The organism is Blastococcus sp. SYSU DS0669 (assembly GCF_054050895.1).
On the sequence record NZ_JBJHAE010000008.1, the window covers coordinates 64,610 to 77,555 of the forward strand.

General features: G+C 72.3%; 14 protein-coding genes and 3 tRNA genes. 1 reads left to right on the plus strand and 16 read right to left on the minus strand.

Going from position 1 to position 12,946, the window contains the following annotated elements:
* Positions 1–6: 6 nt before the first annotated feature.
* From ACI792_RS10840 to ACI792_RS10885, 10 genes are all read right to left on the minus strand, one after another.
* Positions 7–876: an MlaE family ABC transporter permease gene (locus ACI792_RS10840; RefSeq protein WP_456602583.1), complete on the minus strand. Its 870-nt coding sequence runs from the start codon at positions 874–876 to the stop codon at positions 7–9.
* On the minus strand, positions 876–1,691 hold the full coding sequence (locus tag ACI792_RS10845; protein ID WP_456602584.1) for an MlaE family ABC transporter permease: 816 nt from the start codon (positions 1,689–1,691) through the stop codon (positions 876–878). Before ACI792_RS10845 ends, ACI792_RS10840 begins: the two co-directional genes overlap by 1 nt.
* On the minus strand, positions 1,688–2,812 hold the full coding sequence (locus tag ACI792_RS10850) for an ABC transporter ATP-binding protein (protein WP_456602585.1): 1,125 nt from the start codon (positions 2,810–2,812) through the stop codon (positions 1,688–1,690). Before ACI792_RS10850 ends, ACI792_RS10845 begins: the two co-directional genes overlap by 4 nt.
* A 331-nt stretch (positions 2,813–3,143) precedes the next feature.
* Complete coding sequence (gene rplL / locus ACI792_RS10855) at positions 3,144–3,536, minus strand: 50S ribosomal protein L7/L12 (protein WP_456579686.1); 393 nt, start codon at positions 3,534–3,536, stop codon at positions 3,144–3,146.
* Between the two features lie 16 nt (positions 3,537–3,552).
* Positions 3,553–4,146 carry a 50S ribosomal protein L10 gene (rplJ, locus tag ACI792_RS10860; protein WP_456579687.1) on the minus strand — a complete coding sequence of 198 codons (594 nt, stop codon included), beginning with the start codon at positions 4,144–4,146 and terminating at the stop codon, positions 3,553–3,555.
* A 347-nt stretch (positions 4,147–4,493) separates the two neighbouring features.
* Positions 4,494–5,204: a 50S ribosomal protein L1 gene (gene rplA / locus ACI792_RS10865; RefSeq protein WP_456602586.1), complete on the minus strand. Its 711-nt coding sequence runs from the start codon at positions 5,202–5,204 to the stop codon at positions 4,494–4,496.
* Positions 5,205–5,301: 97 nt separating this feature from the next.
* Positions 5,302–5,733 (minus strand): 50S ribosomal protein L11, encoded by a 432-nt coding sequence (rplK, locus tag ACI792_RS10870; protein WP_456579689.1) that lies wholly within the window; start codon positions 5,731–5,733, stop codon positions 5,302–5,304.
* 48 nt (positions 5,734–5,781) lie between these two features.
* Positions 5,782–6,687, minus strand: coding sequence for a transcription termination/antitermination protein NusG (gene nusG / locus ACI792_RS10875; protein WP_456602587.1), 906 nt, complete (start codon positions 6,685–6,687; stop codon positions 5,782–5,784).
* Positions 6,688–6,735: 48 nt separating this feature from the next.
* Complete coding sequence (secE, locus tag ACI792_RS10880) at positions 6,736–7,269, minus strand: preprotein translocase subunit SecE (protein ID WP_456602588.1); 534 nt, start codon at positions 7,267–7,269, stop codon at positions 6,736–6,738.
* Between the two features lie 70 nt (positions 7,270–7,339).
* Positions 7,340–7,415, minus strand: a tRNA-Trp gene (locus tag ACI792_RS10885).
* A 237-nt stretch (positions 7,416–7,652) separates the two neighbouring features.
* Here ACI792_RS10885 and ACI792_RS10890 point away from each other — a divergent pair.
* A complete protein-coding gene (locus ACI792_RS10890) occupies positions 7,653–8,909 on the plus strand; it encodes a pyridoxal phosphate-dependent aminotransferase (protein WP_456602589.1) in 1,257 nt (418 codons plus the stop codon).
* Positions 8,910–8,960: 51 nt separating this feature from the next.
* Here ACI792_RS10890 and ACI792_RS10895 read toward each other — a convergent pair whose 3' ends face one another.
* The 6 genes from ACI792_RS10895 to ACI792_RS10920 all read right to left on the minus strand — a co-directional run bounded on the left by ACI792_RS10895 (position 8,961) and on the right by ACI792_RS10920 (position 12,908).
* On the minus strand, positions 8,961–9,368 hold the full coding sequence (locus ACI792_RS10895) for a MaoC family dehydratase (protein WP_456602590.1): 408 nt from the start codon (positions 9,366–9,368) through the stop codon (positions 8,961–8,963).
* Entirely contained in the window at positions 9,365–9,811 is a 447-nt protein-coding gene (locus ACI792_RS10900; RefSeq protein WP_456602591.1) for an FAS1-like dehydratase domain-containing protein, read from the minus strand. Before ACI792_RS10900 ends, ACI792_RS10895 begins: the two co-directional genes overlap by 4 nt.
* A gap of 31 nt (positions 9,812–9,842) precedes the next feature.
* On the minus strand, positions 9,843–10,007 hold the full coding sequence (gene rpmG, locus ACI792_RS10905) for a 50S ribosomal protein L33 (RefSeq protein ID WP_014378026.1): 165 nt from the start codon (positions 10,005–10,007) through the stop codon (positions 9,843–9,845).
* Positions 10,008–10,113: 106 nt separating this feature from the next.
* Positions 10,114–10,187, minus strand: a tRNA-Met gene (locus ACI792_RS10910).
* A 56-nt stretch (positions 10,188–10,243) separates the two neighbouring features.
* A tRNA-Thr gene (locus ACI792_RS10915) sits at positions 10,244–10,316 on the minus strand.
* Positions 10,317–10,502: 186 nt separating this feature from the next.
* Positions 10,503–12,908: a putative bifunctional diguanylate cyclase/phosphodiesterase gene (locus ACI792_RS10920; RefSeq protein ID WP_456602592.1), complete on the minus strand. Its 2,406-nt coding sequence runs from the start codon at positions 12,906–12,908 to the stop codon at positions 10,503–10,505.
* Positions 12,909–12,946: the final 38 nt, after the last annotated feature.

A 12,946-nucleotide genomic window follows, 5' to 3' on the forward strand; every position in this document is an offset into this window, starting at 1 on the left:
CGCCGTTCACCCCGCGATCCGCACCGTCGTCGTGGAGCCCCAGATCGCCAGCGACAGGAACAGGTCGATGACCATCACCGCGACGATCGAGAAGCGCACCGCCCGGCCGACCGCCAGCCCCACGCCCGCGGGCCCCCCGCCGGCGCGGAAGCCGTAGTAGCAGTGGCTCAGGATGATCACCACGGCGAAGACCAGGACCTTGAGGAACGACCACAACACGTCCTGCGGCGGCAGGAACAGGTTGAAGTAGTGGTCGTAGGTGCCGGCTGACTGCCCGTAGGCCTGCGTGGTGATCGTGCGCGTGGCGAAGTAGCTGCTGAGCAGCCCCAGCACGTACAGCGGGACGACGGCGATGAAGCCGGCGACGATGCGGGTGGTCACGAGGAAGGGCAGCGAGGGCACCCCCATGACCTCGAGGGCGTCGATCTCCTCGTTGATCCGCATGGCACCGATCTGCGCGGTGAAACCGCAGCCGACCGTCGCCGAGAGCGCCAGCCCGGCCACCAGCGGGGCGATCTCCCGGGTGTTGAAGTAGGCCGAGAGGAAGCCGGTGAAGGCCGAGGTGCCGAGCTGGTCCAGCGCGGCGTAGCCCTGGAGCCCCACCTCCGTACCGGTGAAGAAGGACAGGAAGGCGATCACGCCGACCGTGCCCCCGATGACCGCCAACGCGCCGGACCCGAACGTCACCTCGGCCAGCAGCCGGAAGGTCTCCCGCTTGTAGCGCCGCAGGGCGCGCGGCACCCAGCCCAGCGCCCGCCCGTAGAAGCTCAGCTGGTCGCCGAGGTCGTCCAGGGTGTCCAGCGGCCGCCGGTAGACGGTGGTGGCGAGCCGGCGGACCCGGACCCGGACCCGGTCGGTGGGTGAGAGGAGCGCCATCACGCCCCCTTCGGGGGGACGAGCTGGAAGTACAGCGCCGTCATCACGAAGTTCACCGCGAACAGCAGCAGGAAGGTGATGACCACCGCCTGGTTCACCGCGTCACCCACGCCCTTGGGGCCGCCCCCCGCGTTCAGCCCCTTGTAGGCGGCGACGGTCCCGGCGATCAGGCCGAACACCAGGGCCTTGATCTCGCCCGACCAGAAGTCCTCCACCTGGGCCAGGGCGCTGAACGAGGCCAGGTAGGCGCCCGGCGTACCGCCCTGCAGCACGACGTTGAAGAAGTAGCCCCCGGCCACGCCGACCACGCTGACCAGTCCGTTCAGCAGGACGGCGACCAGCATCGAGGCGAGCACCCGGGGCACGACCAGGCGCTGGATCGGGCTGATCCCCAGGACCTCCATGGCGTCGATCTCGTCGCGGATCTTGCGGGCGCCGAGATCGGCGCAGATCGCCGACCCCCCGGCGCCGGCGATCAGCAGCGCGGTGACGATGGGGCTGGCCTCCCGCAGGACGGCGAGCACCGAGGCCGATCCGGTGAACGACTGGGCCCCGAGCTGCCGGGTCAGCGAGCCCAGCTGCAGGGCGATGACCGCCCCGAAGGGGATCGCGACGAGCGCCGTCGGCAGGATCGTCACGCTGGCGACGAACCAGGTCTGCTGGACGAACTCGCGCACCTGGAACGGCCGCTTGGGCAGCGCCCGCAGCACGTCGAGGGCGAAGGCGAACAGCTTCCCGCTCGCCGCGAGCGGCCGGGTCGGCGAGTACTTGCCGTCCAGCAGCCCCGGGGCGACCGGCTTCTCGGTCGCGGTCACCCGGCGCCGCCGACGCGGGGCAGCACCACCGCGGGGGCCGGGCTCCCCGGCTCGGGACCCCAGTGCCGGCCACCCGCGCCGGGGGTCGGGCGGAAGAGGCCTGCGTCGGCCTGCGCGAGCAGGTCCGGCGGCAGCGAGGCGCGGATGGCATCGGCGGTGGCGGGGTCGAACTGGTGCAGCATGCGGGCCACCCGCTCCTGGCGGCGGCGCACGGCCTTGCGCTCCGGCAGGCCCGGGGAGGGGTCCAGCTGGGGCGGCACGGCATCCCCGCCGCTGGCGCCCTTGGGTCCGATGCCGTTGTGCCGGTCGCCGCCGCGGGCCTCCAGTGCGGCCATCTCGGCCTCGACCTGGGCGACGTCCTTCTCCTCGCTCATCCCGATGGGGCCCTCGCGGCGGCCGTTGAGGAACTGGCGGACGACCGGCTCCTGCGAGGTCAGCAACTGCTCCCGCGGGCCGAACATGGCCAGGTGGCGGCGGAACAGGAGGCCGAGGTTGTCGGGCACCGTGCGGGCGGTGCCGATGTCGTGGGTGACGATCAGGAAGGTGGCGTCGATCTGCGCGTTGAGGTCGACGATCAGCTGGTTGAGGTAGGCCACGCGGACCGGGTCGAGGCCGGAGTCCGGCTCGTCGAACAGGATGATCTCGGGGTCCAGCACCAGCGCCCGGGCGAGGCCAGCGCGCTTGCGCATCCCGCCGGAGATCTCCCCCGGCAGCTTCCCCTCGGCGCCCTGCAGACCGACCATGTCCATCTTCTCGAGGACGATCCGCCGGATCTCCGACTCGCTCTTCCTCGTGTGCTCGCGCAGGGGGAAGGCGATGTTGTCGAAGAGGTTCATCGAGCCGAAGAGCGCGCCGTCCTGGAACAGCACGCCGAAGAGCTTGCGCACCTCGTAGAGGCGGGACTCGCTGGTGTTCACGATGTCGGTGTCGGAGATGACGATCGAGCCCCGCTCGGGCTTCAGCAGGCCGACCAGCGACTTGAGGAACACCGACTTGCCGGTGCCCGAGGGCCCCAGCAGCACCGAGATCTCCCCCGGCGGGAGCGTGAGCGTGACGTCGCTCCAGATGTTCTGGCTGCCGAACGACTTGGTCAGCCCCGAGACCTCGACTGCGACGCCCACGTGTCCCCTGCCTCCCGTTCCGGCCGGCCCGCCCGGTCCCCGCCCCGCCGCGTCGGAAGGCCCCCGGCGGGGCGCTCGACCGTGGTGGGTCCCGTGGTCCGGGGCCCTGGCCTGCGCTCCTACCGGTCAGTAACGACGCGGTCCGGCGAAGGTTACGTGTGTCACGCAGTTCCCGTGACCCCCGTCTCCCCGTTCGCGGTGCGCAACCACCCGGACATGCGACAGGGGCCGCCCTCCCGAAGGAGGACGGCCCCTGTGGTGAGGCGGTGGAACCGCCCCGGCGCAGGGACCCCGGCCCGAGCGGAGCGAGGGCTGGGGGTGCCGGGGTCCTTTACTTGACGGTGACGGTGGCGCCGGCGCCCTCGAGAGCGGCCTTGGCCTTCTCGGCGGCGTCCTTGGCGACCTTCTCCAGGATCGGCTTCGGCGCGTTGTCGACCAGGTCCTTGGCCTCCTTGAGGCCGAGCGAGGTCAGGCCGCGCACCTCCTTGATGACCTGGATCTTCTTGTCGCCGGCAGCCTCGAGGATGACGTCGAACTCGTCCTGCTCCTCGGCGGCGGCAGCGCCACCGTCGCCGCCACCGGCGGCCGGGGCGGCAGCAACGGCGACGGGGGCAGCAGCGGTGACCTCGAAGGTCTCCTCGAACTGCTTCACGAAGTCGGACAGCTCGAGGAGGGTCATCTCCTTGAACGCGTCGAGCAGATCCGCGGTGGAAAGCTTGGCCATGATGTCTCCTTCTGGGTCAGTCGGTGCTGGCCGCGGCGTCCGCGGCGTCAGCGTCGGGGGTGGTGTCAGCAGCAGCAGCCTCGGGAGCGCCGGCCTCGGCCGGCTTCTTCTCCTTGAGCGCCTCGGCGAGCCGGGCGACCTGCGACAGCGGGGCCTGGAACAGCCCGGCAGCCTTGGTCAGGTTGCCCTTCATGGCGCCGGCCAGCTTGGCCAGCAGCACCTCGCGCGGCTCGACGTCGGCCAGGGCGGTGACCTCGGCGGGGCCGACGGTGCGGCCCTCGACGACGCCGCCCTTGACGACGAGCAGCGGGTTGGCGCGCGCGAAGTCGCGGATGGCCTTGGCGGCCTCGACGACGTCACCCTCGATGAAGGCGATCGCGGTCGGGCCGTTGAGCAGCGGGGCCAGGTCGGGGTGCCCGACCGAGTCCGCCGCCCGCTTCGTCAGGGTGTTCTTGACGACGGCGTAGCTGCTGCCCTCACCGAGGGAACGACGCAGCTGGGTCAGCTGCGCCACGGTCAGCCCGCGGTACTCGGTGAGCACCGCCGCGCTGGACGACTGGAACCGCTCGGTGATCTCGTCGATCACCGCGGCCTTCGCCTGCGTGGGCATGGGCCTCCTCTCGTCTGTCGGGCGACTGCTGGACGCTGCACGACTGCGTGCGTCGAGGGGCCCGGAGACGAGGAACGCCCCGGCGCAGGGCGCACGGGGCGAGGGGCGGGCGCGAGCGCCTGCCGATCGAACCGTCCTCCTGCGCGGGTCGCCCGGTGCTCCGGGACCTTCGATCGCACGCGGACGTGCGACGACCAGCGGTCTTGGGGGGAACGGTGGCAAGAGTACCCCACACGACGACGGCCCCGCCGCGCGGGTGCGCAGCGGGGCCGTGGCGAGGCGATGGAACGGCCACCCTTCAGGGGCCCGCGCCGAGCATGCGAGGCGTGGGGGGAAGGGTGGTCCTTCTACTCGTCGACCGTCAGGTTGCGGGTGCGGTTCGGGTCGACCGGGATACCCGGGCCCATCGTGGTCGAGATGGTGACCTTCTTCAGGTACCGCCCCTTGGCCGACGACGGCTTGGCGCGCAGCACCTCGTCGAGCGCGGCCGCGTAGTTCTCGACCAGCTTGGCCTCGTCGAACGAGGTCTTGCCGATGACCAGGTGCAGGTTGGCCTGCTTGTCGACGCGGAAGTTGATCTTCCCGCCCTTGATGTCGTTGACAGCCTTGGTGACGTCGGGGGTCACCGTGCCGGTCTTCGGGTTGGGCATCAGGCCACGGGGGCCGAGGATGCGGGCGATGCGACCGACCTTGGCCATCTGGTCCGGCGTCGCGATCGCGGCGTCGAAGTCCAGGAAGCCGCCCTGGATGCGCTCGATCAGGTCGTCGGAGCCCACGACGTCGGCGCCGGCGGCCTCGGCCTCGGCGGCCTTGTCACCGGTCGCGAAGACGATGACGCGGGCGGTCTTGCCGGTGCCGTGCGGCAGGTTGACCGTGCCGCGGACCATCTGGTCGGCCTTGCGCGGGTCGACGCCCAGGCGCATGGCCACCTCGACGGTGGCGTCGTAGGCGGTCGTCGACGTCTCCTTGGCCAGCGAGGTGGCCTGGAGCGGGCTGTACAGGTTGTCGCGGTCGACCTTCTCGGCCGCTGCGCGGAACTTCTTGCCGTGCTTCGCCATGGTGGTTCCTCTCGCCCGGACGGTGCCGGGGATCGTGTGGTTCGCGGGCCAGGCGTGGCCCTCCCACGAGTGCAGGTGGTGCGGGTGCGGGCTGAGGTCAGCCCGTGACGGTGATGCCCATCGACCGGGCGGTGCCGGCGATGATCTTCTCGGCCTGGTCGAGGTCGTTGGCGTTGAGGTCGGCCATCTTCGTGGTGGCGATCTCGCGGACCTGGTCACGGGTGACCGTGGCGACCTTGGTCTTGTGCGGCTCGCCCGAGCCCTTCTCGACACCAGCGGCCTTCAGCAGCATGCGCGCCGCCGGCGGGGTCTTGGTGACGAACGTGAAGGTGCGGTCCTCGAAGACCGAGATCTCCACGGGGATGACGTTGCCGCGCTGCGACTCGGTCGCGGCGTTGTACGCCTTGCAGAACTCCATGATGTTGACGCCGTGCTGACCCAGCGCCGGACCCACGGGCGGGGCGGGGGTGGCCGCACCGGCGTTGATCTGGAGCTTGATGACCGCGGTCAACCGCTTCCTGGGGGGCATGCTCTGTTCTCCGGTTCAGTTGGGTGGTGAGGTCTTCGGACCCGTCCGTCAGATCTTCTGGACCTGGCTGAACGAGAGCTCGACGGGCGTCTCGCGGCCGAAGATGGAGACCAGCACCTGCAGCTTCTGCTGCTCGGCGTTGATCTCGTTGATGGTGGCGGGCAACGTGGCGAACGGGCCGTCCATGACGGTGACCGACTCGCCCACCTCGAAGTCGACGACGGCGGCCGGCGCGGCGGCGGCGCCGCCCGAGCTCGCGGCGGTGGCCTCGGCGGCCCGCGGCGCCTGCGGCGTGGTGGCCGGGGCGAGGATCTTCACGACCTCGTCGATCGTCAGCGGGGACGGCTTGGAGGTCGCGCCGACGAAGCCGGTGACCCCGGGGGTGTTGCGCACCGCGCCCCACGACTCGTCGTTGAGCTCCATGCGGACCAGCAGGTAGCCCGGCAGGACCTTGCGGTTGACCTGCGAGCGCTTGCCGTTCTTGATCTCGGTGACCTCCTCGGTGGGCACCTCGATCTGGTAGATGTAGTCCTCCACGTCGAGGGACTGGATGCGCGCCTCGAGGTTGGTCTTCACCTTGTTCTCGTAGCCCGCGTACGAGTGGACGACGTACCAGTCGCCGGGGGCGATCCGCAGCGCCTTGCGCAGCGACTCGACCGGGTCCTCGTCCTCCTCGACCGCGACCTCGGAGTCCCCGGCCGGCGCGGCCTCCGGGTCGGTGGCGAGCGTGTCGGGGTTCCCGGTCTCGATCTCCGGCGTCGCGTCGGCGACCTCGCCGTCGGAGATGGCGGCACCCGCGCCCAGGTCGGCGGTGTCGCTGGACCCCTCGGCGGCACCGGACTCACCGGCGCCGGTCTCGACGTCGGCGGTGCCGCGCTCGTCGAATCGGGCGTCGTCCAGATCGGTGCCTTCGACCGCGTTGTCGGTCTCGAAGGGCTCGCGGGGGTCGGTCACAGGGTGTCTCTTCCTTGTCAGGGGGCGTTCAGGCGCGGGGACGGCGGATCAACCGAAGACGGCGAGCACGCCCTGCGCGAAGAGCAGGTCGAGCCCGGCCACCAGCGCGACGATGAACGCGACGAACACGATCACCACGGTCGTGTAGGTGATCAGCTCCCGCCGGCCCGGCCAGATGACCTTGCGCAGCTCGGCGACCACCTCGCGCAGGAAGCGCATGATCGAGCGCCGGGGCTGGTGCTCCTCGGCGCGCGCCCGCTCCGCAGCCGCCCGGGAGCGGGTCGGGCTGCCGTCGCGAGCCGGCTCGGCGGCCGACCGGGCGGCGCGACGCGACCGCGTGGCGGGCTCGTCGTCCTCGTCCCCGTCGACGGTGATGCGGCCCCGCCGGCGGGTGCTGCGGTCCCGCGCGGCGACGACCTTGTCCTCGTCGGCCTCCGCGTCGCCGGCCACCTGGTCCTCGGCGGCCTCGAGGGCGGCGGCGTCGTCGACCCCCGGCGCCTCGCGGTCCAGCTGCTCGTCGGTGAGCTCGGCGTCGGAGGCGGCGCGCGCGTCGTCCTCGCGGCCCGGCTTCTCGTCGCTCACTGCGCCTCGCTCGCCTCGTCGTGGTGGCCTCTCCCGCGAGGGCCGTCGGTCGGTCGTGCCGGTGTCCTGCTGGCAGGGGTGACAGGACTTGAACCTGCAGCCTGCGGTTTTGGAGACCGCTGCTCTGCCAATTGAGCTACACCCCTATGCCCTGGGTGGGCCCCGGAGCGTCTCGCCGCCACGGTGGCGCCGGCCCGGGAAGGGATCCGGGGCACGCCGGTGGCGGGGTCAACAGGCCCCGGTGAAGCCAGTGTACGGGACCGTGACGGGCGGAAGCGAACGTCCCACCGGGCCTGCCCCCGGCCGGGGCATCTCCCCCGGTCGGCCACCCGCGCCGGACCGGGCGGGCAGCCCGCGGCCGTGGTCTTTGACACGATGGCCCCATGACCGACGTCTCCGCACCGGGGTCCGCCTCCCAGTCGACCGAGCTGCCGCCCACCGCGCGCCGCATCTCCCGTCGCATCGGCGCCATCGCCGAGTCCGCGACGCTCGCCGTGGACGCCAAGGCGAAGGCGCTCAAGGCCGCCGGGAAGCCGGTGATCGGCTTCGGAGCCGGCGAGCCCGACTTCCCGACGCCGGACTACGTCGTCGAGGCCGCGATCACCGCGGCCCGGACGCCGGCCATGCACCGGTACACCCCCGCCGGCGGCCTCCCCGCGCTGAAGGAGGCCATCGTCGCCAAGACGGCGCGCGACTCCGGCCTGCGGCTGACCCCCGCGCAGGTGCTGGTCACCAACGGCGGCAAGCAAGCGGTCTACGAGGCTTTCGCGACGATGCTCGACCCCGGCGACGAGGTCCTGCTGCCGGCGCCCTACTGGACCACCTACCCGGAGGCCATCCGGCTGGCCGGGGGCGTGCCGGTGCCGGTGGTGGCCGACGAGCAGAGCGGCTACCTGGTGTCGGCGGCGCAGCTCGAGGCGGCGCGCACCCCGCGCACCAAGGCCCTGCTCTTCTGCTCCCCCTCCAACCCCACGGGCGCGGTCTACCCGGCCGAGCAGGTGGAGGAGATCGGCCGCTGGGCGCTCGACGCCGGTCTCTGGGTGCTGACCGACGAGATCTACGAGCACCTGACCTACGGCGGGGCCTCGGCGCCGTCGATGCCGGTGCTGGTGCCCGAGCTCGCCGACCGGTGCGTCGTGGTGAACGGCGTCGCCAAGACCTACGCCATGACCGGCTGGCGGGTGGGCTGGATCGCGGGCCCGGCCGACGTCGTCAAGGCCGCCACGAACCTCCAGTCGCACGCGACGTCGAACGTCGCGAACGTGCCGCAGGCCGCGGCCATCGCCGCGCTGACCGGCGACCTGTCGGCGGTCGCCGAGATGCGGACGGCGTTCGACCGGCGCCGGCAGACCATCGTGTCGATGCTGCGGGAGATCCCCGGCGTCGCCTGCCCCGAGCCGCACGGCGCCTTCTACGTCTACCCGTCGGTCAAGGGGCTGCTCGGCCGCTCGATCGGCGGGCGCACGGCCGGCAGCAGCGCGGAGCTGGCCGAGCTGATCCTCGACCAGGCGGAGGTCGCGGTCGTCCCGGGCGAGGCGTTCGGGACGCCCGGGTACATCCGGATGTCCTACGCGCTGGGCGACGACGACCTGGTCGAGGGCGTCTCGCGGCTGCAGCGGCTGCTCTCCACGGCCGGCTGAGCAGCGGCGCCGCCGCCGGCCCCACCGCGGGCGTGGCGGCGGCGCGGGCGGTCAGGCCAGCCGGACGACCGCGCGGGCGAGGGAGAGCACCTTCTCGCCGTCGCTGGTGACGGTGAGGTCGACCCGCGCCCGCCCGTCCTCCAGCAGCGCGGCCACCCTTCCGCGGACGGTCAGCTCCGCCCCCCGGTCGTCGTCCGGGACGACCACGGGCCGCCCGAAGCGGACCTGGTACTCGACCAGCGCCACCGGATCCCCGGTCCAGCCGGTGACCGCCCGGGCGGCGAGCGCCATGGTCAGCATGCCGTGGGCGATGACGCCGGGCAGGCCGACCTCGCGGGCCACCCGCTCGTTCCAGTGGATGGGGTTGAAGTCGCCGGAGGCACCGGCGTAGCGGACCAGGTCGGCGCGGGTGACCCGGAGGACCAGCTCGGGGAGCTCGGTCCCGACCTCTGCGGTCATGCCGCACCTCGCGCGACGAGCATCGAGGTGGCCGTGCAGACCGCCTCGCCGTCCTCCGTGGCGAGCTCCACCCGGGCCGTCAGCAGGTCGTTGCCGGCGACGGTGCGGGCGGCGTCGATCGTGGTGGTGGCGACCAGCCGGTCGCCGGCCCGGATCGGGCGGTGGTGGGTGAACTTCTGCTCGCCGTGGACGACGCGGCTGTAGTCCAGCCCCACCTCGTCGTCCGCGAGCACCGCGAAGGCGGCCTCGAGGCTCACCACGACGGCGAACGTCGGCGGCGCCACGACGTCGGGGTGGCCGGCCGCACGGGCCGCGTCGGCGTCGTGGTGCACCGGGTCGGTGGCGCCGACGGCGGCCGCGAACTCGGCGATCTTCGCCCGGCCGACCTCGTAGACGGCAGAGGGCGGGTAGCTGCGCCCGACCAGTGCCCGGTCCAACGCCATGCTCCCGCCCTCGCTCAGCAGCCGCGAACCGTCAGCGGGTCTCGCGGTGCAGCGTGTGCTTGCGCTCGCGCGGGCAGTACTTCTTCAGCTCGAGCCGGTCGGGGTCGTTCCGCCGGTTCTTGCGGGTGATGTAGTTGCGGTTCTTGCACTCCTGGCAGGCCAGGGTGATCTTCGGACGGACGTCGGTGGCTGCCACGGGAGTGCTCCTAGCCTTGTGGGACAGGACCCGGGACCGGGCCCTGCTGCCGAACCGGCTGGATGCCGACACGGCGACGGACCCGGGATGCCGGGTCCGTCGGGAGTAGCGGTGACCGGACTTGAACCGGTGACACAGCGATTATGAGCCGCTTGCTCTACCAGGCTGAGCTACACCGCCGGGATGACCACCCGGGCCGGTCTCGCGACAGGACCGGTAGGTCAGGTTACTGCCAGAGCCCCTTTACGGAATCGAACCGTAGACCTTCTCCTTACCATGGAGACGCTCTGCCGACTGAGCTAAAGGGGCGTGCTCGGAGCCGTCGAAGACTCTACCAAGCCGCTCGTGGCGACCGGCGGGGGCCCTCCGGACCGTGCGGGACGACTGTAACAGCCGCTCCGGGCGGCCCGTCCGGAGGCCGGCGACGTGCTGGCACGACCCCGCGTCGGGGCCCCGCCGCGGGGTCGCGAGCGGCGGAGGGACCGTGGGTCCGTCTCAGGTGCGGACGAACAGCCGGCGGTAGGTGGCCCCCGGCGCGGCCGAGCGCACGCCGGTGCGTGCCAGCAGCCACTTCTCCAGCCGGTCCTCGGGCAGCGGCCGGCTGATCAGGAAGCCCTGGAGCTTGTCGCAGCCCATGGTGATGAGCTGGTTGCGCGTCATCTCGTCCTCGACGCCCTCGGCGACGACGCACAGCCCCAGGTTGTGGGCCAGCTCGATGATCGAGCGCGCGATGAAGGACTCCCCCTGGCTGGTGGCCATGGTGAGGACGAAGGACTTGTCGATCTTCAACTCGTCGATGGGCAGGTGCCGGAGCTGGGAGAGCGACGAGTAGCCGGTGCCGAAGTCGTCCATGGAGAGCCGGAGCCCCAGGTCGTGCAGCTCGTCCAGCACGGGGCTCTCGCGCACGGAGTCGTCGACGACGCTGCTCTCGGTCAGCTCCAGGATGAGCAGCTCCCCGGGGACGCGGTGGCGCTCCAGTGCGCCGCGGATGCGGTCCACGAGGTTCGGCTCGCTCAGCGAGAACGCGGAGACGTTCACCGCGACCGAGAGCGAGATGCCCTGGTCCAGCCAGCGCCGGCACCGGGCCAGCGCGAGGTCCAGGACGTGGTCGGTGACCGCGCCGATCCGGCCGATCTGCTCGGCGAGGCCGATGACGTCCTCGGGCGGGATGCTGCCGTAGCGCGGGTGGGTCCAGCGGACGAGCGTCTCCACCGAGACGATGTCCGACGTCTGGGCGTCGATGACCGGCTGGAAGACGACGCCGATCTGCCCGTCGGCCATGGCCTGCTCCAGCTCGGTGCCCAGCTGCAGGCGGCGCAGGCTCTGCTGGTCGAGCACCGGGTGGTAGCTGGCCACGCCGCCCGACTCCGCGGCCGCGAGCAGGGCCACGTCCGCGCGCTGCATGAGCGTGCCCGCGTCGGTGCCGTGCACGGGGGCTGCCGCGACGCCGATGGTCAGCGAGACCTCCAGGTCCAGCCCGGCCACCCGGACGCGCGTGGCCGCGGCCTCGCGCAGCCGCCGGGCCGCCTGCTCGGTGGCCTTCAACGACAGGCCGGGGAGCAGGACGGCGAACTGCTCCCGTTCCATGCGGGCCAGCAGGGCGCGCGGCGGGGCGTGCTCGCGGAGCAGGCCGGCGGTGACCAGGAGCAGCTCGTCGCTCGCGGCGTGCCCGAGGGTGTCGGTGACGTCGGCGTAGGTGCCCAGGGAGGCGAGGATGAGCCCGGCCCGGTCACCGGCCGGGTCCGCGGTCACGAGCGCGTCGATCTCCGCCGCGAGCCGCTGCCGGTTGGGCAGCCCGGTGAGGCGGTCGTGGTCGGCGTCGAAGCGGATGCGCGTGAGCAGCTGCTGCTGCCGGATCGCCGCGTTGACGTGGGTGAGCATCGACTCCAGGGCGCCGCGCTCGGTGCTGCCGAAGGAGACGGCGTCGCTGCGGCGGTCGCAGACCTCCAGGTAGCCCGGTTCTCCTGCGGCCGTGGTGACCGGTGCGCCCAGCACCTCCGCGACCCCCCGGCGGGCGAGCGCCGCCGCCTGGGCCTCGTCGGCACGCCCGGCCGAGACGTGGACGGCCCCCGACGAGGCGACCGCGCGGCGACGCAGCACGTCGTCGGGGTCCCCGGGCCCGTCGTACCAGTCGGCACCGCTCTCGGTGGCGACGACCAACCGCGGGCCCTCGTCGAGGTAGGGCGGCAGCCAGAGGGCGACCCGCTCCGCGTTCAGCAGCTCCTGCACCGCCTGCACGATGTGGCGGGTGCCCACCTCGTCGGGCTGGACCTGCTCCACCCGCCGCGCGAACTCGTAGACGCGCTCCAGGGACTGGCTCTCCCGGGTCACCTCCGCGAACCGGCGGTACAGCAGGACCAGGGCCGCCGTGAGAGGCGCGAGGATGAGGAGCGACCACAGCGTGACGTGCAGCACCAGGAGGATCGCCAGGCCGACGAGCACGGCGACCGGCGACACGACGACGACCGGCACCAGCAGGCTCGTCCAGATCGAGCGCCCGGGGTACCCCTGGGTCACGGTGATCGCCCCGGCCACCATGACGGCGGCGACGGCGTTGGCCGCGAAGACCGCCAGCAGGCAGGAGATCCAGGTCCAGGGCTGGCTGACGTCGCCGCCCGACATCAGGTCGAGCACGAACACCGCGACGGCGCTGTCGATGACCGCGACGGCGACGTTGAAGAGGATCTTGGCCGGCGAGAACCGCTGGAGCGCCAGCACGAGTCCGACGGCCGCCGCTCGGGTCACCGCCGTCCAGGCGCCACCGAGCTCGAGCAGGGCGATCACGAGGGCGAGCTCGCTGGCGGAGTTCACGAAGCTCTGGCGGCGGAACTCGATGTGGACGTAGACCCACTCCCCCAGCACCGCGGCCAGGAAGACGGCGCCCAGCAGGATGCCGCTCACAGGATCCACCCCGCGCGTCAGCAGGGCCGCGCCCAAGG

Excerpts from the sequence above, each read along its gene's own strand:
- ACI792_RS10840 (WP_456602583.1), bottom strand. The coding sequence starts at position 876 with ATGGCGCTCCTCTCACCCACCGACCGGGTCCGGGTCCGGGTCCGCCGG.
- rplL (WP_456579686.1), bottom strand. The coding sequence starts at position 3,536 with ATGGCCAAGCTTTCCACCGCGGATCTGCTCGACGCGTTCAAGGAGATG.
- rplJ (WP_456579687.1), bottom strand. The coding sequence starts at position 4,146 with ATGCCCACGCAGGCGAAGGCCGCGGTGATCGACGAGATCACCGAGCGG.
- rplA (WP_456602586.1), bottom strand. The coding sequence starts at position 5,204 with ATGGCGAAGCACGGCAAGAAGTTCCGCGCAGCGGCCGAGAAGGTCGAC.
- rplK (WP_456579689.1), bottom strand. The coding sequence starts at position 5,733 with ATGCCCCCCAGGAAGCGGTTGACCGCGGTCATCAAGCTCCAGATCAAC.
- ACI792_RS10890 (WP_456602589.1), top strand. The coding sequence starts at position 7,653 with ATGACCGACGTCTCCGCACCGGGGTCCGCCTCCCAGTCGACCGAGCTG.
- ACI792_RS10895 (WP_456602590.1), bottom strand. The coding sequence starts at position 9,368 with ATGACCGCAGAGGTCGGGACCGAGCTCCCCGAGCTGGTCCTCCGGGTC.
- ACI792_RS10900 (WP_456602591.1), bottom strand. The coding sequence starts at position 9,811 with ATGGCGTTGGACCGGGCACTGGTCGGGCGCAGCTACCCGCCCTCTGCC.